This window comes from Streptomyces sp. NPDC003248, from assembly GCF_055563235.1.
On sequence record NZ_JBVHDT010000004.1, the window covers coordinates 163,286 to 185,164 of the forward strand.

Sequence of the window (21,879 nt, forward strand, 5' to 3'; positions counted from 1 at the left end):
GGAGCCCGGTGCACCGGGAGGGGCGGCGTCGGCGCCGCCCCTCCCGGGCCCCGGTCACCGGTACAGCACCCCCGCCCCCTCCACCAGCTCGTCCGACGGTCCGGCCACCAGCCCCAGTTCCGCGCCGGAGGCCAGCAGGCGGTGGTCGGGGAGGATGCGGACCGTGTAACCGTAGGGGCCGGTGCGGTCGAGGGAGAGGGGGCCCTCGTAGATCCAGCTGCCCTCCAGGTCGGGGCCGCTCGTCGGTTTGAGGGGGACCGTCGTCGCGTCGGTGATGCGGTCCTCCGTGTCGACGCGGCCGGAGACGGCCTGGACCTCGACGTCGTCGGGGGCGAGGTCGCCGAGGCGCAGGCGGACGCGGAGGGCGAGGGTGCTGCCGAGTTCGGCGGTCGGGGTGGCGGCCGAGGTCTCGACGTGGTCGACGGTGACGGCGTGCCAGGCCGACCGCACCCTGGCCTTCCAGGCGGCGAGCTCGCTCGCGGTGTCCGGGTCGAGTGCGCGGTGGGCCTGGGCGGCGGGGACGTAGAGCCGCTCGACGTACTCGCGGACCATGCGGCCGGCCAGGACCTTGGGGCCCAGCAGGGTGAGGGTCTGGCGGACCATCTCGATCCAGCGGTCGGGCAGGCCGTGCCGCCCGCGCTCGTAGAAGCGGGGGGTGACGCGCTGTTCGAGGAGGTCGTAGAGGGCCGCCGCCTCGATGTCGTCGCGGCGGTCGGGGTCCGTGCCGGCGCCGTCGGCGGTGGGGATCGCCCAGCCGAAGTCGGGCCGGAACCACTCGTCCCACCAGCCGTCGAGGACGGAGAGGTTGAGGCAGCCGTTGAGCGCCGCCTTCATACCGGACGTGCCGCACGCCTCCAGCGGGCGCAGGGGGTTGTTCAGCCAGATGTCGCAGCCCGGGTAGAGCTTCTGGGCCATCGCCATGCCGTAGTCGGGGAGGAAGACGACGCGGTGGCGGACGCGCGGGTCGTCGGCGAAGCGGACGAGTTCCTGGACGAGCCGCTTGCCGCCGTCGTCCGCCGGGTGCGCCTTGCCGGCCACGACGATCTGGACCGGCCGTTCGGGGTGGAGCAGCAGGCTCATCAGCCGGTCGCGGTCCCGGAGCATCAGCGTGAGGCGCTTGTACGACGGGACGCGGCGCGCGAAGCCGATGGTGAGGACGTCGGGGTCGAGAACGCCGTCGATCCAGCCCAGCTCGGCCGTGCCCGCGCCGCGCTGGCGCCACGAGGCCCGCAGCCGGGCGCGCACCTCCTGGACGAGCTGTTCGCGCAGGTCCCGGCGGAGGTCCCAGATGTCCTGGTCGGGGATGTCGGCGACGGAGTCCCAGCGGTCGGAGCCGCCGACGCTGAGCGCGTCCTCGGTGCGCTGGGCGCCGACCCGGCGGGCGCCGAGGCGCAGCACCTCGGGGGCGACCCAGGTCGGGGCGTGCACACCGTTGGTCACGGAGGTGATCGGCACCTCGGCGGCGTCGAAGCCGGGCCACAGGCCGGCGAACATCTCGCGGCTGACCTGGCCGTGCAGCAGCGACACGCCGTTGGCGCGCTGGGCCAGGCGCAGGCCCATCACCGCCATGTTGAACAGGTTGGGTTCGCCGCCGGGGTAGGTCTCCATGCCCAGGCCGAGGATGCGGCCGACGTCCATGCGCGGCAGCTCGGCTCCGGGGCCGAAGTGCCGGGCGACCAGCTCGCGGTCGAAGCGGTCGATGCCGGCCGGGACGGGGGTGTGCGTGGTGAAGACCGTGCCGGCCCGGACCGCCTCCAGTCCGGAGTCGAAGTCGAGCCCCGCGTCGCAGAGTTCCGCGATGCGCTCCAGGCCGAGGAAGCCGGCGTGCCCCTCGTTGGTGTGGAACACCTCGGGCGGGGCGTGCCCGGTCAGCCGGCAGTACGTGCGTACCGCCCGGACACCTCCTATGCCGAGCAGCATCTCCTGGAGGAGCCGGTGTTCGCTGCCGCCGCCGTAGAGCCGGTCGGTCACGCCGCGCTCGCGCAGGTCGTTCTCCTCGACGTCGGAGTCGAGCAGCAGCAGCGGCACGCGGCCCACCTGGGCCAGCCAGATCCGGGCCCGCAGCCGCCTGCCGCCGGGGAGGGCGAGGGAGACCTGGGCGGGGGTGTCGTCGTCCTCCTCCAGGAGGGTCAGCGGCAGCTCGTTGGGGTCGAGGACGGGGTAGTGCTCCTGCTGCCAGCCGTCCCGGGTCAGGCTCTGGCGGAAGTAGCCGTGCCGGTACAGCAGGCCCACCCCGATCAGCGGCACGCCCAGGTCGCTGGCCGCCTTCAGGTGGTCGCCGGCCAGGATGCCGAGGCCGCCGGAGTACTGGGGCAGGGCGGCCGTGATGCCGAACTCGGGGGAGAAGTAGGCGATGGCGGCGGGGAGCCGGGGGGTGGCGTCCTGGGTCTGGTACCAGCGGTCGCCGGTCACGTAGTCGTGCAGCTCGTCGACGGCCGCGGTCAGCCGGCGCAGGAAGCGGCGGTCCCCGGCCAGTGCGGTGAGGCGCTCGGCGCGCACACCGCCGAGGAGCCGTACCGGGTCCTTGCCGGAGGCGGCCCAGCGTTCGGGGTCGACGGACTGGAAGAGGTCGCGGGTCTCCGCGTGCCAGGACCAGCGCAGGTTGCGGGCCAGGTCACCGAGCGGCCGGAGGGGTTCGGGGAGAAGGGGTCGGACGGTGAATCGACGGATCGCCTTCACATTCCACCTCGGCGTGCGTGAGGAAGAGACGCACGGCGGTGTGCGTCCACGTCGTGGATGACGGTACCGGGGCCGACGCGGGTGGCGCCGAGGGCTTGCCGCCCCCGCGTGCCCGGCTTTCGGCCCGGTACCGGCCCGGCCGTCCGGCTCCCCCGGACGGCGGTACCCGCCGCGCCCCGGGGGACGCTCATCCTGTATGGCCGATTCCGTCCCCTGAAGACCCCTCGGGCCACCTTGTGGTGCTTCGCCCCGCACGAGAGGCTGCCCAGTGCGTACCCGGCGCCGGGAACCCGCGCCGCCGTAGGCCGAGTCGAGGAGGGGAACGCGGACCATGGCACGGACGCGAACACGGCGTCTGCGCCGGGTGGGGGGTCTGGTCACGGTCGCCACGACCGTGGTGTTTTCGGCCATCGCCCTGCCCGCGCACGCCGCACCGGAGGGGACGATACGCGGCGCCGGGGCGCCCGGCTCCGTCCGCGGCAGCTTTCTCGTGACACTGAAGAACGGGGTGAGCGCCCTGTCGGCGGCCGGTCGCGGTGTCGCCGCGCGGTACGGCGCGCGGATCGGCCACACCTACGGCACGGTCCTCAACGGCTTCTCCGTCGAGGCGGGCGAGAGACAGGCCCGGCGCCTGGCGGCCGATCCGCGGGTCGCCTCGGTCGTCCGGGACAGCCGGGTGACGCTCGGGGTGACGCGGCGCGGTACGGCGACCCGGAAGAGCCCGCCGTCCTGGGGGCTGGACCGCGTCGACCAGCCGTCCCTGCCCCTGGACGGCCGGTACACGGCCCCGAAGCCGGCGGGGGCGGGGGTGACGGTGTACGTCATCGACACCGGCGTCCGCGTCACCCACCGGGACTTCGGCGGGCGGGCCTCCTACGGCTGGGACTTCGTCGACGGCGACCGCACCGCGTCCGACGGCAACGGCCACGGCACGCACGTCGCCGCGACCGTCGCGGGCACGAGCGCCGGCGTCGCGAAGAAGGCGAGGGTGGTGGCCGTCCGGGTGCTGGACGACACCGGCGCGAGCACCACCGCGCGGGTCATCGCGGGCATCGACTGGGTCACCCGCCACGCGCGCGGCCCGGCCGTCGCCAACCTCAGTCTGGGCGGCCCCTACAACGAACGGCTGGACGCCGCCGTCCGCGCCTCCATCCGTTCGGGCGTCACCTACACCGTCGCCGCGGGCAACGGCGGCCGGCCGGCCGCGCTCCGCTCCCCCGCCGGCGTCCGCCAGGCCGTCACCGTCGGCGCGACCGACCGCCGGGACGCCCGGGCGGCCTTCTCCGACACCGGCCCCGCCCTCGACCTGTTCGCCCCCGGCGTGTCGATCACCTCCGCGTCCCACAGGAGCGACACCGGGCGCGCGACCTTCTCCGGTACGTCGATGGCGGCGCCGCACGCGGCGGGCGCGGCCGCCCTGTATCTGGCCGGCCATCCGACGGCCACGCCCGCCCAGGTCGAACGCGCACTGGTGGCGGGGGCGTCGCACGTGAAGGTGTCCGGCCGGGGAGCCGGTTCGCCGGACAAGCTGCTGCGGGTGCCCCGTTCCTGACGGCGGGACACCGCCCCCGGCATCGGCCCTGGCTCCGGTCCCGACTCCGGTCCCGACTCCGGTCCCGGCTCCGGTCCCGGCTATGGCAGCGGCTCCGGTCCTGGCTCCCCTCCCGCGAAGAGGCCGGTCTTGTGTGGAGACATACGCGCGAGTAGTTAACAAAGTCCCGGATTGCTCACCCGAAAAGGGTGGGAAGGCTCCTCCGGTACACGACCCGTACGCCCCCGTACGACACCCCCCGCACGGCCCGAGCACCACCCGGCGCGCCCGGGCACGAGCACAACCCCGGCCCGTCCGGGTACCCGTAGGGGACCCGGCGCGACCGGACCCGAGTACGACCCCTGGCGCGTCCGGCCACCAGCACCACCCGGGTCCGCCCGGGCACCACCAGCACCACCCGGGTCCGCCCGGGCACCACCAGCACCACCCGGGTCCGCCCGGGCACCACCTGCACCACCCGGGTCCGCCCGGGCCGCACCGCCACCACCCGGACCCCCGGGAACCAGCACCACCCCGGCCCCTCGGGGAACCAGCACCACCCCGGCCCTCCGGGGTCAGCACCACCCCGGGTCCCGCCCGGGCAGGCACCACCGGCACCCCCCACCGCAGGACCCACCTCCCCTCGTCCATCCGCCCACCCACGTTGATGCGGACAGGAGCGGTCATGCCCGCCACGCACCACTCGTCAGCACCCCCGACATCCCGTTCGTCCCGCACCACGGCACCAGCACCCCCCGTGCGCCCCGCCGACGCCGGACCGCCGGCCCCGGAGCGATCCTCCGCGGGTGACGTGACCGCCGTGGGGCGCATACCCGTCCTCGACGTCCGCCCGATCGTGCAGCACGGCCGCCGGCCGGCCAAGGCGGTCACCGGGGAGACGTTCCAGGTCTCGGCCACCGTGTTCCGCGAGGGCCACGACGCCGTCGCCGCCAACGTCGTCCTGCGCGACCCCGCGGGCCGCCCGGGCCCGTGGACGCCGATGCGCGAACTCGCCCCCGGCACCGACCGCTGGGGCGCCGACGTCACCCCGGACGCACCCGGCCGCTGGACGTACACGGTGGAGGCCTGGGGCGATCCGGTCACCACCTGGCGCCGGACCGCCGGGGTGAAGATCCCGGCGGGGATGGACACCGAACTCGTCCTGGAGGAGGGCGCCCGCCTGCACGAGCGGGCGGCCGCCGAACTGCCCGGAGGGGAGGAGCGGAAGGGGGCCGTGCTGCTGGCGGCCGCCGACGCCCTGCGCGACACGACACGTCCGGCCGCCTCCCGTCTCGCGGCGGCGCTGACGCCGGAGGTGGAGGAGGTGCTGGCCCGCCATCCCCTACGGGAACTGGTCACCGCGTCCGACGCCCTGCCGCTGCTGGTGGAGCGGGAACGGGCCCTGTACGGCGCATGGTACGAGTTCTTCCCCCGCTCGGAGGGCACGCCCGAACGCCCGCACGGAACGTTCCGCACCGCCGCCCGCCGGCTGCCCGCCATCGCCGCGATGGGCTTCGACGTCGTCTACCTCCCCCCGATCCACCCCATCGGCACCACCTTCCGCAAAGGCCGCAACAACACCCTCACCGCCGGCCCCGACGACGTCGGCGTGCCCTGGGCCATCGGCTCCCCCGAAGGCGGCCACGACGCCGTCCACCCCGACCTGGGCACCCTGGAGGACTTCACCCGCTTCGTCGAACAGGCCGCCGGCCACGGCCTGGAGATCGCCCTCGACTTCGCGCTCCAGTGCTCCCCCGACCACCCCTGGGTCCACAAACACCCCGAGTGGTTCCACCACCGCCCCGACGGCACCATCGCCCACGCCGAGAACCCGCCCAAGAAGTACCAGGACATCTACCCCGTCGCCTTCGACGCCGACATGGACGGCCTCGTCGAGGAGACCCAGCGCATCCTGCGCCACTGGATGTCCCACGGCGTGCGGATCTTCCGCGTCGACAACCCCCACACCAAACCCGTCGTCTTCTGGGAACGGGTCATCGCCGGCATCAACCGCACCGACCCCGACGTCATCTTCCTCGCCGAGGCCTTCACCCGCCCGGCGATGATGCACACCCTCGCCCAGATCGGCTTCCAGCAGTCCTACACCTACTTCACCTGGCGCAACACCAAGGACGAACTGACGGAGTACCTCACCGAACTGACGGGGGAGGCCGCCTCCTCCATGCGGCCCAACTTCTTCGTCAACACCCCCGACATCCTCCACGCCCACCTCCAGCACGGCGGCCGCCCCGCCTTCGAGTCCCGCGCCGTCCTCGCCGCCACCCTCTCCCCCACCTGGGGCATCTACAGCGGCTACGAACTCTGCGAGAACACCCCCCTGCGCGAAGGCGGCGAGGAGTACCTCGACTCCGAGAAGTACCAGCTCAAACCCCGCGACTGGGCGGCCGCCGAACGCGAGGGCCGCACCATCGCCCCCCTCATCACCCGCCTCAACGGCATCCGGCGGACGAACCCGGCCCTGCGCCAACTGCGCGACCTGCACTTCCACCACGCCGACAAGGACGCGGTGATCGCCTACTCGAAGCGGAGCGGTTCGAACACGGTTCTGGTGGTCGTCAACCTCGACCCCCACCACACCCAGGAAGCGACGGTCTCGTTGGACATGCCACAACTCGGCCTGGAATGGCACGAGTCGGCGCCGGTGCGCGATCTGCTCACCGGCGAGACCTACTACTGGGGCAGGGCCAACTACGTGCGTCTCGGACCGGGCGGCGCCCATGTGCTGACCGTCGGCCCGGAGTCCGGGGACAGTCCCCCGGACGGGCACGGCACCGTCCTGCGACCGTCCAACCCGCAGATCGGAGGGTCACCCACACGATGATCGTCAACGAGCCCGTTCCGGACACCTTCGAGGACACGCCCGCGAAGGACCGCGACCCCGAGTGGTTCAAGCGCGCGGTCTTCTACGAAGTCCTCGTCCGCTCCTTCCAGGACAGCAACGGCGACGGCGTCGGCGACCTGAAGGGCCTCACCGCCAAACTCGACTACCTGCAATGGCTCGGCGTCGACTGCCTCTGGCTCCCCCCGTTCTTCAAATCCCCCCTGAGGGACGGCGGGTACGACGTCTCGGACTACACCGCCGTCCTCCCCGAATTCGGCGACCTCGCCGACTTCGTGGAATTCGTCGACGCCGCCCACCAACGCGGCATGCGCGTCATCATCGACTTCGTCATGAACCACACCAGCGACCAGCACCCGTGGTTCCAGGAGTCCCGCAAAGACCCCGACGGCCCCTACGGCGACTACTACATGTGGGCCGACGACGACAAGCAGTACGCCGACGCCCGCATCATCTTCGTCGACACCGAGGTCTCCAACTGGACCTACGACCCGGTCCGCAAGCAGTACTTCTTCCACCGCTTCTTCTCCCACCAGCCGGACCTCAACTACGAGAACCCGGCCGTCCAGGAGGAGATGATCTCCGCGCTGAGGTTCTGGCTGGACCTGGGCATCGACGGCTTCCGCCTCGACGCCGTGCCCTACCTGTACGCCGAGGAGGGCACCAACTGCGAGAACCTCCCGGCGACCCACGAGTTCCTCAAGCGGGTCCGGAAGGAGATCGACGCCCACTACCCGGACACCGTGATCCTCGCGGAGGCCAACCAGTGGCCCGAGGACGTCGTCGACTACTTCGGCGACTACGCCTCCGGCGGCGACGAATGCCACATGGCCTTCCACTTCCCCGTCATGCCCCGCATCTTCATGGCCGTCCGCCGCGAGTCCCGCTACCCCGTCTCCGAGATCCTCGCCAAAACCCCCGCCATCCCCACCCACTGCCAATGGGGAATCTTCCTCCGCAACCACGACGAGCTCACCCTCGAAATGGTCACCGACGAAGAACGCGACTACATGTACGCCGAATACGCGAAAGACCCGCGTATGCGCGCCAACATCGGCATCCGGCGACGCCTCGCACCCCTCCTCGACAACGACCGCAACCAGATCGAACTCTTCACCGCCCTCCTCCTCTCCCTCCCCGGCTCGCCGATCCTCTACTACGGCGACGAGATCGGCATGGGCGACAACATCTGGCTCGGCGACCGCGACGCCGTCCGCACCCCCATGCAGTGGACCCCCGACCGCAACGCCGGCTTCTCCTCCTGCGACCCCGGACGGCTCTTCCTGCCCACCATCATGGACCCCGTCCACGGCTACCAGGTCACCAACGTCGAAGCGTCCATGGCATCACCCTCCTCGCTGCTGCACTGGACCCGCCGCATGATCGAGATCCGCAAGCAGAACCCCGCCTTCGGACTCGGCTCCTACACGGAGCTCTCCTCCAGCAACCCCGCCGTCCTCGCCTTCCTCCGCGAGTACGAGGACGACCTCGTCCTGTGCGTGCACAACTTCTCGCGCTTCGCCCAGCCCACCGAGCTGGACCTGCGCCCGTTCAAGGGCCGTTTCCCGGTCGAACTGTTCGGCGGGGTCCGCTTCCCCGCCATCGGCGAACTGCCCTACCTGCTCACCCTCGCAGGACACGGCTTCTACTGGTTCCGGCTGCGCCGGGACGCCGTCTAGAACCCTGCGGCGGGGCGGTTTCCCCTGCCCCGCCCGGGGCACGCAGAAGTAGCACCCCGACCCTCCGGGGAAAGGAATGTGACGCAATGGCGGACACTGTCACACTCTCCGGCACGACAGCCCCTGGTCTCCTCGCGTCACTGACGCCCCTGCTGCGGGAGTGGCTGCCGCGGCAGCGCTGGTTCGCCGGCAAGGGGAGTCCGGTCACCGGGTTCACGCCGGTGGCGGCCACCGAGCTGCTGCCCGCGGGAGGCCGGCTGGGCCTGTACCACCTGCTGATCCGCGCACATCAGACGACCGGGTACGGCGACACCTACCAGCTCCTGATAGGGACGCGCGAGGCGCTGCCGCCCCGGCTGGCGCCCGCGCTGATCGGTCATGTGCAGGACGGGCCGCTCGCCGGGCGGACCGTGTACGACGCCCTGTACGACACCCGGCCCGCCGAGGTGCTGCTGGAGGCGCTGCGCACCGGCGCCCGGATCGGCGTCCTGCGCTGCGACCGCGACCCGGCCCAGGAGATCCGCACCGGCCTGGTGCCCCGGCGGCTGACGTCCGAGCAGTCCAACTCGTCGGTCGTCTTTGGAGATACGTTTATTCTCAAGCTGCTGCGCCGGGTCGTCCCTGGCGTCAACCCCGACCTGGAGCTGCCGCTGGCCCTGGCCCGCGAGGGCTGCCCCCGGGTGCCGGCGCCGACGGCGTGGATGCACGCCGAGCTCGGCGGCGAGCCGTACGTCCTGGGCGTGCTCCAGCCGTACGTGCAGGGCGCGGCGGACGGCTGGGAGCTGGCGCTGCGGGAGCTGGCCAAGGGGGAGGACTTCGCCGCCGAGGCGCGGGCGCTGGGGCGGGCCACAGCCGAGGTGCACACCGCGCTCGCCCGCGCGCTGCCCACGGCCACCCTGGGGCACGCGCAGCTGGGGCCGCTGGTGGAGGGCATGACCGAGCGGCTCGACGCGGCCGCGCAGGCGGTGCCCGCGCTGCGTCCGTACGCGCCCGCCCTGCGCACCGCCTTCACCGCACTGGCCGACCTCGCGGCCGAGGGCCACACCTGGACCGCCCAGCGCGTCCACGGCGACCTGCACCTCGGGCAGTGTCTGCGCGCCCCCTCCGGGGAGTGGGCGCTGATCGACTTCGAGGGCGAGCCGTCCCGGCCGCTGGCGGAGCGCAGGATGCCGCAGCCGGTGGTGCGGGACGTGGCGGGCATGCTGCGGTCCTTCGACTACGCGGCCCACTCGGCCGACCCGCCGGCACCGGGCTGGGCCGAGGCGTGCCGGGCCGCCTACTGCACCGGGTACGCCGAGGTGGCCGGCGCCGACCCGCGCACCGACCCCGTCCTGCTGCGGGCCCACGAGACGGACAAGGCCGTCTACGAGGTCGTCTACGAGGCCCGGCACCGTCCCGACTGGCTCTCCGTCCCGCTGTCCGCGATCCGCAGGCTCGCCGCGTCCGAGCCGTTCTGAGGAGGCTTCACCCGTGACTCCCAGTCCCCCGTCCGACGGTCCGGACCCGAAGAAGAAGACCACCGCGAAGAAGGCGGCGGTGAAGAAGGCGGCGGTGAAGAAGGCGGTGGCGAAGAAGGCGGTGACACAGAAGGCGGCGGCGAAGAAGGCGGCCGCGGCAGGCAGGACCACGGCGGGCAGGACGACGACGGCGGGCAAGAAGACCGCTGCCGAGAAGGCCGCTGCCGAGAAGGGCACCGCCGGAGGGGCCGCCGCGAAGAAGGTTCCCACGCAGAAGGCCGCCGCCGCGAAGTCCACCGCGAAAAGGGTCCCGACACAGAAGGCCACCGCCCGAAAGCCCACCGCCGGAAAGCCCACCGCCACACAGGTCCCCGCGCAGAAATCGGCCGCGGCGGCGCAGGCGCCCGGGGGCAAGGCACCCGCGCGCAAGGCGCCCGCCGAGAAGGCTCCCGTGAGGAAGGCGCCGGCGAGGAGCGCGACGGCGGAGAAGCTGCCGGCGGCGGCGCAAGCCCCGGCGGAGACGGCACCGGCGGAGACGGCACCGGCGGAGACGGCCGAGGTCCGGGAGCCCGCCGTCACGGCCCCGGACGCCGGCGTCGGCGTCGGCGTCGCCCCCTCCCCCGCCCTGGACGCCGTAGACCGGGAGCGGCTGCTGCACGGCACCCACCACGATCCGCACTCCGTGCTGGGCGCGCACCCGACGCCCGACGGGGTCGTCGTCCGGGCCTTCCGGCCCTACGCGCTGTCCGTCGCGGTGGTCGCGGACGGTGTGCGCGTCGGCCTCCACGACGACGGCGACGGCTTCTTCTCCGGTCTGCTGCCCCTGCGCGAGGTGCCGGAGCACCGCCTCGTCGTGACGTACGAGGGCACGGTCCACGAGACCGAGGACGCGTACCGCTTCCTGCCCACCCTCGGCGAGCTGGACCTGCACCTGATCGGCGAGGGCCGGCACGAGCAGCTGTGGACGGTGCTCGGCGCGCACCCCATGACCCACCAGGGCGTGACCGGCACCCGCTTCTCGGTGTGGGCGCCGAACGCGCGCGGCGTACGGGTGGCCGGGACCTTCAACTACTGGGACGGCACCGGGTTCCCGATGCGTTCGCTCGGCTCCTCCGGGGTCTGGGAGCTGTTCGTGCCGGGCATCGGGGAGGGCGAACTGTACAAGTTCGACATCACCCGGCCGGACGGTTCGCACACACTGCGCGCCGACCCCCTGGCCCGCCGTACCGAGACGCCGCCGGCCACCTCGTCGATCGTGCACGCCTCCCACTACACGTGGGGCGACGAGGAGTGGCTGGCCCGCCGCGCCGACCGGCCGGTCCACGAGGCCCCCTTCTCCGTGTACGAGGTCCACCTCCCCTCCTGGCGTCCGGGACTGACGTACCGCCAGCTGGCGGAGCAGCTCCCGGCCTACGTCAAGGACCTGGGTTTCACGCACGTCGAGCTGATGCCGGTCGCCGAGCATCCCTTCGGCGGCTCCTGGGGCTACCAGGTCACCGGTTTCTACGCGCCGACGGCCCGGCTCGGCACCCCCGACGACTTCAAGTACCTGGTGGACCGCCTGCACCGGGCCGGGATCGGCGTCCTGATGGACTGGGTGCCGGCGCACTTCCCGCGCGACGACTGGGCGCTCGCCGAGTTCGACGGGCGCCCCCTGTACGAGCACGCGGATCCGCTGCGGGCCGCGCATCCCGACTGGGGCACGCTGGAGTTCGACTTCGGGCGGCGCGAGGTGCGCAACTTCCTGGTGGCGAACGCCGTGTACTGGTGCGAGGAGTTCCACATCGACGGACTGCGCGTCGACGCCGTCGCCTCGATGCTCTACCTCGACTACTCGCGCGAGCCCGGCCAATGGACGCCGAACGAGCACGGCGGCCGGGAGAACCTGGACGCGGTGGCCTTCCTCCAGGAGATGAACGCCACCGTGTACCGCAGGAACCCGGGCGTCGTGACGATCGCCGAGGAGTCGACCGCCTGGGACGGCGTCACCCGGGCCACGCACCACCGGGGCCCGAGCGGCTTCGGCGGGCTCGGCTTCGGCCTGAAGTGGAACATGGGCTGGATGCACGACTCGTTGCAGTACGTCGGCCACGAACCCGTCCACCGCAAGCACCACCACCACGAGATGACCTTCTCGATGGTGTACGCCTACAGCGAGAACTACGTCCTGCCGATCTCCCACGACGAGGTCGTCCACGGCAAGCGCTCGCTGGTGTCGAAGATGCCGGGCGACTGGTGGCAGCAGCGCGCGGACCTGCGCGCCTACCTGGGCTTCATGTGGGCCCACCCGGGCAAGCAACTGCTGTTCATGGGACAGGAGTTCGCCCAGGGCGCGGAGTGGTCCGAGGCCCACGGCCCCGACTGGTGGCTCCTCGACCCCGCCTACGGCGCCGAGGCCGACCACCGGGGCGTCCGCGACCTCGTCCGCGACCTGAACGCCGTCTACCGCTCGACGCCCGCGCTCTGGGAGCGGGACACCGTCCCCGACGGCTTCCGGTGGGTGGTGGGCGACGCCGCCGACGACAACGTCCTCGCGTTCCTGAGGTACGACGCCGACGGCACGCCCCTGCTGGCCGTCTCGCACTTCGCCCCCGTCGTCCGCCCCGACTACCGCCTCGGCGTCCCCGACGACGTCCCCGCCTGGCACGAGGTCCTCACCACCGACGCCGAGCGGTACGGCGGCAGCGGTGTCTCGCACCCCGACCCGGTCAAGCCCGAGCCACAGGGTGCGCACGGACGCCCGGCGAGCATCCGCCTGACCCTGCCCCCACTGGCGACGGTGTGGCTGCGGCCGGCCTGAGCGCCTCTCGTCCAAGGGCCGGCGAACACAGCCCGTCCGGGGTCCCCCCTCTGGGTGAGTTTGAGGACGAGGCCCGTTCAGGGCCGAAACGGGGGTCCGGGGGCGGGACGGGAAGGGGCGGCGGGGGCGAGATCGGGCTCCGCCGCCCGGGGCCCCGGTGCGGCCGGTCTACGCCAGCGCCTCCGCCAGCGCCGTCGGCAGTTCCCCGGTGTGGACCACGCCGAGGCGCTGGGTGGCCCGGGTCAGGGCGACGTACAGGTCGCTCGTTCCGTACCGGCCCGGCTCGACCACGAGCACCGAGTCGAACTCCAGGCCCTTGGACTGGCGCGGGTCGAGGAGGACGACCTTGTGCGTCAGGTCCGGTTCGGCGCCCGCGGTGACCCCGTCCAGCCGGGCGGCCAGCCGGCGGTGCAGGTCGCGCGGGGCGATCACCGCGAGCCGGCCCTCCGCGGGGGTCAGCTCGCCGACCGCCTCGGCGACCGCGCCGGGCAGGTCGTCGGTGGCGCGCGCCCAGGGCCGGACGCCGGTGGAGCGTACCGAGCTGGGCGGGGCGAAGCCGGGCCGCTCGGCGCGCACGACGGCCGCGGCGACCTCCATGATCTCGGCCGGGGTGCGGTAGTTGACGCCCAGCCGGGTGTGCGCCCAGCGGTCCTCGACGTACGGCTGGAGGATCTCGGACCAGGAGCCGACGCCGGCCGCCTCGGCGGTCTGGGCCGGGTCGCCGACCAGGGTCATCGAGCGCGTCGGGCTGCGCCGCATCAGCAGCCGCCACGCCATCGGCGACAGCTCCTGCGCCTCGTCGACGATGATGTGCCCGAACGCCCAGGTCCGGTCGGCCGCCGCCCGCTCGGCGGCGCTGCGGTGGTCGTCCTCCTCGTGGCGTTCGGCGAACCGCTCGGCGTCGATGATGTCGTGCGCGGAGAGGACCTCGCCGGCCTCCGGATCGTCCTCCTCCTTGTCCTCGAACTCGTAGGTGCGGGAGGCGTAGGAGACGTCGAGCACGCCCTGCGCGTAGGCGATCTGCGTCTCCCGCTCGCGCTCGGCGCGGGCCCGCGCCGCCCGGTCGTCCTCGCCGAGGAGTTCGGCGGCCTCGTCGAGCAGCGGGACGTCCGCGACCGTCCAGGCCCGGGTCACCGGGCGGCGCACGGCGGCCACGTCCTCGTCGGGGACGTAGCCCTCGGGGTCGGCGAGGAGGCCGGCGACCACGCGCTGCGGGGTGAGCACCGGCCACAGCCGGTCGATCGCGGCCCACACCTCGGGGTTCTCGGCGAGTTCGTCGCGGATCTGGGTGACGTCGCTCGCGTCGAGGAGACTGGACCCGTCGTAGGGGTCGGTGCCGACGCGCTCCGCGTACAGCTCGGTGAGCGCGTTCAGGATGTGGCCCTCGAAGTGCTCGCGGGCCGCGTTGTGCGGCAGCTTCGCGGCCCGGGTGCGCTCCCGGGCGACGCGCACGAGCCCGTCGTCGAGCATCAGGACCTCGCGGTCGTGCTCGATCGCGACGACCGGGTCGGGCAGCGCCTGCCGGTCGCGTACGAAGGCGGCGAGGGCGTCGGCCATGGCGGCGCGGCCCTTCACTGCGGCCGCCTCGGGCGTGTCGCCGGCCGTCGCCCGTACGCCCGGGTACAGCTCGCCGACCGTCGCGAGGAGCACTCCGGTCTCGCCCAGCGAGGGCAGCACCTCGCCGATGTAGCCGAGGAAGGCGGGGTTGGGGCCGACGATCAGGACGGCCCGTCTGGCGAGCAGGTCGCGGTGCTCGTAGAGGAGGTAGGCGGCGCGGTGCAGGGCCACCGCGGTCTTGCCGGTGCCCGGCCCGCCCTCGACCACCAGCACCCCCCGGTGCGGGGCGCGGATGATCTCGTCCTGCTCGGCCTGGATGGTCTGCACGATGTCGGTCATGCGGCCGGTGCGCGCGGAGTTGAGCGCGGCGAGCAGGACGTCGTCGCCGGCCGGGTCCTCGTGGCCGGTGCGGGTGGCGTCGCCGAGGTCGAGGAACTCGTCGTGCAGGGCGGTGACCCGGCGGCCCTCGGTGGTGATGTGCCGGCGGCGGCGCAGGCCCATCGGGGTGTGGCCGGTGGCCAGGTAGAAGGGGCGTGCCACGTCGGCACGCCAGTCGACGAGGACGGGCGTGCGCTCGGCGTCGTCCAGGCGCAGCCCGACCCGGCCGATGTGGTGGGCGGCGCCGGAGGCCAGGTCGATCCGGCCGAAGCAGAGGGAGCCGTCGACGGCGTTCAGCGCGGCGAGCAGCCCCGAGCGCTCGGCGACCAGGATGTCCCGCTCCAGCCGGGCCTGCATGGGCTTGTCGCCCTGGGCGAGGGCGTCCGCGACGGAGGCCTCGGTGTCACCGCGCAGGGCGTCGACGCGGGCGTACAGGCCGTCGATGAATTCCTGTTCACCGCGCAATTCGCTGTCTTCACTGCCCGGAAAACCGTTGTTTGACAATTCCACTCCCGGCCGGATATACTGTGCTCACTGAACTTCTCCGCGACCGACCATTGTGAAGTCGCGAACCATTGAATATACATAAAGAAATCCCCCGAGCGCAATTGCGCTCGGGGGATTTCTGCGTGCGGTGCACAGGGTGCGTGCTGTGCATGCCCTGCCCGCGTTGCCCGCGTTGCTGCGGGAGGGCTCAGACGACGTCCGACAGTTCCTCCAGCAGCCGCCGCTTCGGCCGCGCCCCCACCATCGCCTTCACCGGCTCACCGCCGCGGAACACCATGAAGGTCGGCATCGACAGCACCTTGTAGTGGTTGGTCGTCGCCGGGTTGTGGTCCACGTTCAGCTGCACCACCTTCAGCCGCTCCGCCTCCTCCGAGGCCAGGGCCTTCAGCACCGGCGCCATCTGCCGGCAGGGCGGGCACCAGTCCGCGGTGAACTCCACCAGCACCGGCAGATCCGCCCCCAGCACCTCCGCCCCGAAATCCGCGTCCGTCACCTCGGGCACTCCCGCCGCCTTGGTCACTGTTCCCGTCCTCCCAGTTCGCACAGTGGTTCCGGACCCCCCGGAACCAGCGCCTCGGCGCCCAGTTCGTCCCGCGCCCGCTCGGCCCGCGCCAGCTGCCCCGCGACCTTCTCCCGGACCGCCGCCAGCTCGCCGATGAGCGCGTCCAGCTCGTCCAGCTTGCGCCGGTACACCGCGAGCGACGCCGGGCAGGAGTCGCCCTCCGGGTGCCCGGCCCGCAGGCACTCCACGAAGGGCCGGGTCTCCTCCAGGTCGAACCCGAAGTCCCGCAACGTCGTGATCTGCCGCAACAGCCGCAGATCGCGTTCGTCGTAGGCGCGGTGCCCCAGCTCGTCGCGGCGCGCGGGCAGCAGCCCCCGCGACTCGTAGTACCGCAGAGCCCGCGTCGTGGTCCCGGCCCGTGCGGCCAGCTCGCCGATTCGCATACCGGTGAACGTACGGCTTGACGCCGACGTCAAGGCAAGAGCGCACGCCCGGAAAGGGCGACGGGGGAAAACGGCCGGGCGCCCGGCCCCGGTTCAGGCGGGGCCGGGCGCCCGGAGACCGGGGCCGGTGCGTCAGGCCTTGGCGAGTTCCTTCTCGCCGCCCCGCTCGCGCGGCTCGGGCACGTCCGCCTCCGCCGGGGCCGGGCCGCCGTGGCCGCCGTGGCCGCCGTGGCCGCCGTGGCCGTCGTCGAGCAGGGTCCGCTCGTCGAAGGGGATCCGGCCGGCGAGCACCTGCTCCACGCGCGCCTTGTCGATCTCCTTGGTCCAGGTGCCGATCAGGACGGTGGCGACGGCGTTGCCCGCGAAGTTGGTGAGGGCGCGCGCCTCGCTCATGAAGCGGTCGATGCCGACGATGAGGCCGATGCCGTCCACCAGGGCCGGCTTGTGCGACTGGAGGCCGCCCGCCAGGGTCGCCAGGCCCGCGCCGGTGACCCCGGCGGCGCCCTTGGACGCGACCAGCAGGAAGAGCAGCAGCGGGATCTGCTCGCCGACCGACATCGGCGTGCCCATCGCGTCGGCGATGAACAGCGAGGCCATGGTCATGTAGATCATGGTGCCGTCGAGGTTGAAGGAGTAGCCGGTCGGGACGGTGATGCCGACGACGGGCTTGCTGACCCCGAGGTGCTCCATCTTCGCGATGAGGCGCGGCAGCGCGGACTCGGAGGAGGAGGTGGACAGGATCAGCAGGAACTCGCGGCCCAGGTACGTGCAGAGCGTGAGGATGTTCAGGCCCGCGAAGATCCGCAGCAGCGCGCCGAGCACGAGGAAGACGAAGAGGAAGCAGGTGATGTAGAAGCCGAGCATCAGCACGGCCAGGCTCTTGAGCGCGTCCACGCCGGCCGAACCGGTGACCGCGGCGATGGCGCCGAAGGCGCCGATCGGGGCGGCCCACATCACCATGGCGAGGATGCGGAAGACGAGCCGCTGGATGTGCTCGACGCCGCGCAGGACCGGCTCCCCGGCCGGGCCCATCGCCTGGAGGGCGAAGCCGGCGAGCAGCGCGACGAGCAGGGTCTGGAGCACCTCGCCGCCGGTGAAGGCGGACACGATGGTGGTCGGGATGATGCCCAGCAGGAACTCGGTGGTGTCCTTGGCCTCGGCCGACACCTGCGCCTGGCCGGTCTCCTTCACCGCGTCGGTGACCGCGAGGCCGGTGCCCGGCTCCAGGACGTTGCCGACGACCAGGCCGATGGCCAGCGCCACCAGCGACATCACCAGGAAGTAGCCGAGGGCGATACCGCCGACGGCACCGACCTTGGCGGCCTTGCGGACCGAACCGATGCCGAGCACGATCGTGCAGAAGATGATCGGCGAGATCATCATCTTGATCAGGTTCACGAAGCCGGTGCCGATGGGCTTCAGCTCGACGGCGAGGTCGGGGGCGACCAGACCCACCGTGATGCCGAGGGCGACCGCGACGATCACCGCGATGTACAGGTAGTGGGTCCGGTCCCGCTGGGCGGCGGGTGCGGCAGGTGCCGTATCGGGGGTGCTGCTGGCGGCCACGGCTGCCCTCCTTAGACGTCTTCGTCGGCATCACCGGCGTGCGGCTCACGTCCGGGCGAGATAAGGGAACCCGGTGACTATCTCCCGGTGTGTGAGGGCGGTCACCCTTCCGTTCATTTAGTTCACGCCCGAGGTCAGGGGCACACTGACGGCATGCGCCTCCCCGTCCCCCGACCCCGCAGCCTGGCCGGCCAGCTGTTCGCCATGCAGGCCGTGCTCATCGCGGTGGTCGTGGCGGGCTGCGCGCTGTTCACCTACGTCAGCGACCGGGCCCAGGCCGAGGGGGCGGCCAGCCGCCAGGCCACCGCCGTGGCCCGCTCGGTCGCCGACGCCCCCTCCGTGCGGGAGGCGATCGGCACCGCCGACCCCACGGCCGAACTCCAGCCGTACGCGACGCGGATCATGCACGACACCGAGGTCGACTTCGTCACGATCATGAGCCCGGACGGCATCCGCTGGACCCATCCCGACACCGACGAGATAGGGCGGCGGTTCCGCGGCAACACCGCGCGGGCGCTGAAGGGCGAGACCTTCACCGAGACCTACACCGGCACCCTCGGCCCGTCCGTCCGCGCGGTCACCCCCGTACGGGACGACGACGACCGGATCGTCGGCCTGGTCAGCGCGGGCATCAAGGTGGAGGCGATCAGCAGGCGGGTCTCGGACCAGGTCACCGCCCTGTTCGGCGTCGCGGCCGGCGCCCTCGTCCTGGGCGCGGTCGGCACCTACGTCATCAACGCCCGCCTGCGCCGCCACACCCACGGCATGAACGCGGCCGAACTGAGCCGTATGCACGACTACCACCAGGCGGCGCTGCACGCGGTCCGCGAGGGCCTGCTCATGCTGGACGGCCAGTACCGGGTGGCGCTGATCAACGACGGCGGCCGCGAGCTGCTGGGGGTCTCCGAGGAGGTCGTCGGCCGCTCCGTCGCCGACCTCGGTCTGCCCGCGCCGCTGACCGGCGCGCTGCTGGCCTCCGAACCACGGGTGGACGAGGTGCACCTGACCGCCGACCGGGTGCTGGTGGTGAACACCTCCCCGGTGTCCGGCGGGGAACGGCGGGGCACGGTGGTCACCCTGCGCGACGTCACCGAGCTCCAGTCGCTGATGGGCGAGCTGGACTCGGAGCGCGGCTTCACCCAGGCGCTGCGCTCCCAGGCCCACGAGGCGGCGAACCGGCTGCACACGGTCGTCTCGCTGATCGAGCTGGGCCGCGCGGACGAGGCCGCCGGCTTCGCGACCGCCGAACTGGAACTGGCCCAGGCCCTCACCGACCAGGTGGTCGCGGCGGTGAGCGAGCCGGTGCTGGCGGCCCTGCTGCTGGGCAAGACGGCCCAGGCCAACGAGCGGGGCGTGGAACTGGTGGTCTCCCGGGAGAGCGGCCTGGACGACGGGCTGCTGCCGCGCTCGCTGCCCGCCCGTGACCTCGTCACCATCCTCGGCAACCTCATCGACAACGCCGTGGACGCCGCCCAGGGCAGCGTGCCGGCGCGGGTGACGGTGACCGCGTCGACGGAGGGCCGTGCCGGACCCGGCGGCAGCGGGGAGCTGGTCCTCCGGGTGGCGGACACGGGGGCGGGAGTGGACCCCGCGCACGCCTCCCAGGTCTTCGAACGCGGCTTCTCGACCAAGCCGGCCGGCCCCGGCGGGCGCGGCCTCGGCCTCGCCCTGGCCCGCCAGGCCGTGCACCGCCACGAGGGCACGCTGTCGGTCGCGGAGGCCGACGGGGGCGGGGCGGAGTTCACGGTACGGCTGCCCCTGCGGACGGCGGTCGGCGCGGCACCGGTGCCGGGAGGCCGGACGTGACGGGCGGGGCTGGCGGGTTCGGCGGGACCGCAGGGGGCAGAGGGACCGCAGGGGGCAGCGGGACGGGCGGGACCAGCGGGTTCGGCGGGACCGGCGGGACCGGCGAGGAACCGATCCGTGTCCTGGTCGTCGAGGACGACCCCGTGGCCGCCGACGCGCACGTCCTGTACGTCGGACGGGTGCCGGGATTCGTCGCGGTGGGGAAGGCCCACACCGGTGCGGAGGCCCGGCGCCTGCTGGACCGCACCCCGGTCGACCTGCTCCTGCTCGACCTGCACCTGCCGGACGGCCACGGACTGCAACTGGCCCGGTCCCTGCGGGCCGCCGGCTACCGCGCGGACGTGATCGCGGTGACGTCGGCGCGGGACCTGACGGTGGTGCGCGAGGGCGTGTCGCTGGGCGTCGTGCAGTACGTCCTGAAGCCGTTCACCTTCGCCACGCTGAGGGACCGCCTGGTGCGGTACGCCGAGTTCCGGGCGGCCGCGGGCGAGGCGAGCGGCCAGGACGAGGTGGACCGCGCCCTGGCCGCCCTGCGCGCCCCGGGACCGGCGGCCCTGCCCAAGGGGCTGAGCGGGCCGACGCTGGAGCGGGTGGTGGGCGCGGTGCGGGAGGCGGAGGAGGGCCTGACCGCGGCGGCGGCCGCCGAGGCCGTGGGCATCTCGCGGATCACCGCCCGCCGGTACCTGGAACATCTGGTGGAGGCGGGACAGGCGGTGCGGAAGCCGCTGTACGGGCAGGTGGGGAGGCCGGAGCTGGTGTACCGGTGGGTGCGGGGGCGGTGAGCGCTTCGGCCGTCCTCCGGGTCCGCGATCCGCAGGGCGACGCCGAGGAACTCGCAGGCCCGCACGGGCGTCAGAAGCGCCCTAGTGCCGTGACCGCACTAGAAAACCGACTCCGCCTCGTCCATCCGGTCCGTCGGTACCGTCTTCAGCTCGGTGACCGCCTCCGCCAGGGGCACCATCACGATGTCGGTGCCGCGCAGCGCGGTCATCTTGCCGAACTCGCCGCGGTGCGCGGCCTCGACGGCGTGCCAGCCGAAGCGGGTGGCGAGGACGCGGTCGTACGCGGTGGGGGTGCCGCCGCGCTGGACGTGGCCGAGGATGACCGGGCGGGCCTCCTTGCCGAGCCGCTTCTCCAGCTCGTACGCCAGCGCCGTACCGATGCCCTGGAAGCGCTCGTGGCCGAACTGGTCGATCTCGCCCTTGCCGTAGTCCATGGTGCCGTCGGCGGGGTGGGCGCCCTCCGCGACGCAGACGACGGCGAACTTCTTGCCGCGGGCGAAGCGCTCCTCGACCATCTTGACCAGGTCCGCCGGGTCGAAGGGGCGTTCCGGCAGGCAGATGCCGTGGGCGCCGGCCGCCATGCCCGACTCCAGGGCGATCCAGCCCGCGTGCCGGCCCATGACCTCGACGACCATCACGCGCTGGTGGGACTCGGCCGTGGTCTTCAGGCGATCCATCGCCTCGGTGGCGACGCCGACCGCCGTGTCGAAGCCGAACGTCCGGTCCGTGGAGGAGATGTCGTTGTCGATCGTCTTCGGGACGCCGACCACCGGCAGCCCGGCGTCGCTCAGCATGCGGGCCGCCGTCAGCGTGCCCTCGCCGCCGATCGGGATCAGCGCGTCGATGCCGAAGTCGTGGATCATGTCGCCGGCGCTCTCGCAGGCCTCGCGCAGCCGGTCGCGCTCCAGGCGGGAGGAGCCGAGGATCGTGCCGCCGCGGGCGAGGATGCCGCTGACGGCGTTGAGGTCGAGGCTGCGGTAGCGGCCGTCCAGCAGCCCCGCGTAGCCGTCCTCGAAGCCGATGACCTCGTCGTCGTAGTTGTCGACCGCTCGGTGCACGACCGACCGGATCACTGCGTTCAGCCCGGGGCAGTCGCCGCCTGCGGTGAGAACTCCGATACGCATCGTGCTGTGTCTCCTGCTCGCTGTTGATGCCGGTCAGCCACACCGATTGTTTCATGCCGCCGATGAGGCTGTCTCTTGACGGGCGCCTTATCCGCGGACGGGGGTATTGTCAAGAGAATCCCGCTCACCCCGGTGGGCGATTTTTGTGTACCGGCAGGTGCCGTGCCGCGGGTACCCGCCGACGGCGACCGCCCCCGACAGGAACCGA

13 protein-coding genes are annotated in these 21,879 nt (G+C 72.8%); 7 read left to right on the forward strand and 6 right to left on the reverse strand.

Annotation, left to right across the window (positions count from 1 at the left end; all coding sequences use genetic code 11):
- Nucleotides 1-54 precede the first annotated feature (54 nt).
- Nucleotides 55-2,679, reverse strand: a complete 2,625-nt coding sequence (locus tag ACZ3KJ_RS12415) for a glycosyltransferase family 1 protein (protein ID WP_467526480.1) — start codon at nt 2,677-2,679, stop codon at nt 55-57.
- A gap of 331 nt (nt 2,680-3,010) precedes the next feature.
- On the opposite strand from ACZ3KJ_RS12415, the gene ACZ3KJ_RS12420 reads away from it, so the two are divergent.
- From ACZ3KJ_RS12420 to glgB, 5 genes are all read left to right on the forward strand, one after another.
- Nucleotides 3,011-4,231: a S8 family peptidase gene (locus ACZ3KJ_RS12420; protein ID WP_467526481.1), complete on the forward strand. Its 1,221-nt coding sequence runs from the start codon at nt 3,011-3,013 to the stop codon at nt 4,229-4,231.
- A gap of 664 nt (nt 4,232-4,895) precedes the next feature.
- On the forward strand, nt 4,896-7,052 hold the full coding sequence (locus ACZ3KJ_RS12425) for an alpha-1,4-glucan--maltose-1-phosphate maltosyltransferase (protein WP_467526482.1): 2,157 nt from the start codon (nt 4,896-4,898) through the stop codon (nt 7,050-7,052).
- Complete coding sequence (gene treS / locus ACZ3KJ_RS12430) at nt 7,049-8,749, forward strand: maltose alpha-D-glucosyltransferase (protein WP_467526483.1); 1,701 nt, start codon at nt 7,049-7,051, stop codon at nt 8,747-8,749. Before ACZ3KJ_RS12425 ends, treS begins: the two co-directional genes overlap by 4 nt.
- An 86-nt stretch (nt 8,750-8,835) precedes the next feature.
- The gene (locus tag ACZ3KJ_RS12435) at nt 8,836-10,206 is read left to right on the forward strand and encodes a maltokinase N-terminal cap-like domain-containing protein (protein WP_467526484.1); all 1,371 of its coding nucleotides are present in this window, start codon (nt 8,836-8,838) and stop codon (nt 10,204-10,206) included.
- A 13-nt stretch (nt 10,207-10,219) separates the two neighbouring features.
- Nucleotides 10,220-13,006: a 1,4-alpha-glucan branching enzyme gene (gene glgB, locus ACZ3KJ_RS12440; RefSeq protein ID WP_467526485.1), complete on the forward strand. Its 2,787-nt coding sequence runs from the start codon at nt 10,220-10,222 to the stop codon at nt 13,004-13,006.
- Between the two features lie 168 nt (nt 13,007-13,174).
- Here glgB and ACZ3KJ_RS12445 read toward each other — a convergent pair whose 3' ends face one another.
- The 4 genes from ACZ3KJ_RS12445 to ACZ3KJ_RS12460 form a co-directional block, all read right to left on the reverse strand.
- A complete protein-coding gene (locus ACZ3KJ_RS12445; RefSeq protein WP_467526486.1) occupies nt 13,175-15,406 on the reverse strand; it encodes a HelD family protein in 2,232 nt (743 codons plus the stop codon).
- 229 nt (nt 15,407-15,635) lie between these two features.
- Nucleotides 15,636-15,950, reverse strand: coding sequence for a thioredoxin family protein (locus tag ACZ3KJ_RS12450; protein ID WP_389514449.1), 315 nt, complete (start codon nt 15,948-15,950; stop codon nt 15,636-15,638).
- 14 nt (nt 15,951-15,964) lie between these two features.
- Nucleotides 15,965-16,393: a MerR family transcriptional regulator gene (locus ACZ3KJ_RS12455; protein ID WP_467526487.1), complete on the reverse strand. Its 429-nt coding sequence runs from the start codon at nt 16,391-16,393 to the stop codon at nt 15,965-15,967.
- A 132-nt stretch (nt 16,394-16,525) separates the two neighbouring features.
- A complete protein-coding gene (locus ACZ3KJ_RS12460; RefSeq protein WP_467526488.1) occupies nt 16,526-17,959 on the reverse strand; it encodes a cation:dicarboxylate symporter family transporter in 1,434 nt (477 codons plus the stop codon).
- Nucleotides 17,960-18,112: 153 nt separating this feature from the next.
- On the opposite strand from ACZ3KJ_RS12460, the gene ACZ3KJ_RS12465 reads away from it, so the two are divergent.
- Together ACZ3KJ_RS12465 and ACZ3KJ_RS12470 are read left to right on the forward strand one after the other, a co-directional pair.
- Complete coding sequence (locus tag ACZ3KJ_RS12465) at nt 18,113-19,765, forward strand: sensor histidine kinase (RefSeq protein ID WP_467526489.1); 1,653 nt, start codon at nt 18,113-18,115, stop codon at nt 19,763-19,765.
- Nucleotides 19,766-19,908: 143 nt separating this feature from the next.
- The gene (locus tag ACZ3KJ_RS12470; RefSeq protein ID WP_467526490.1) at nt 19,909-20,547 is read left to right on the forward strand and encodes a DUF977 family protein; all 639 of its coding nucleotides are present in this window, start codon (nt 19,909-19,911) and stop codon (nt 20,545-20,547) included.
- 98 nt (nt 20,548-20,645) lie between these two features.
- Here ACZ3KJ_RS12470 and ACZ3KJ_RS12475 read toward each other — a convergent pair whose 3' ends face one another.
- On the reverse strand, nt 20,646-21,671 hold the full coding sequence (locus tag ACZ3KJ_RS12475; RefSeq protein WP_467526491.1) for an ATP-dependent 6-phosphofructokinase: 1,026 nt from the start codon (nt 21,669-21,671) through the stop codon (nt 20,646-20,648).
- Nucleotides 21,672-21,879 lie beyond the last annotated feature (208 nt).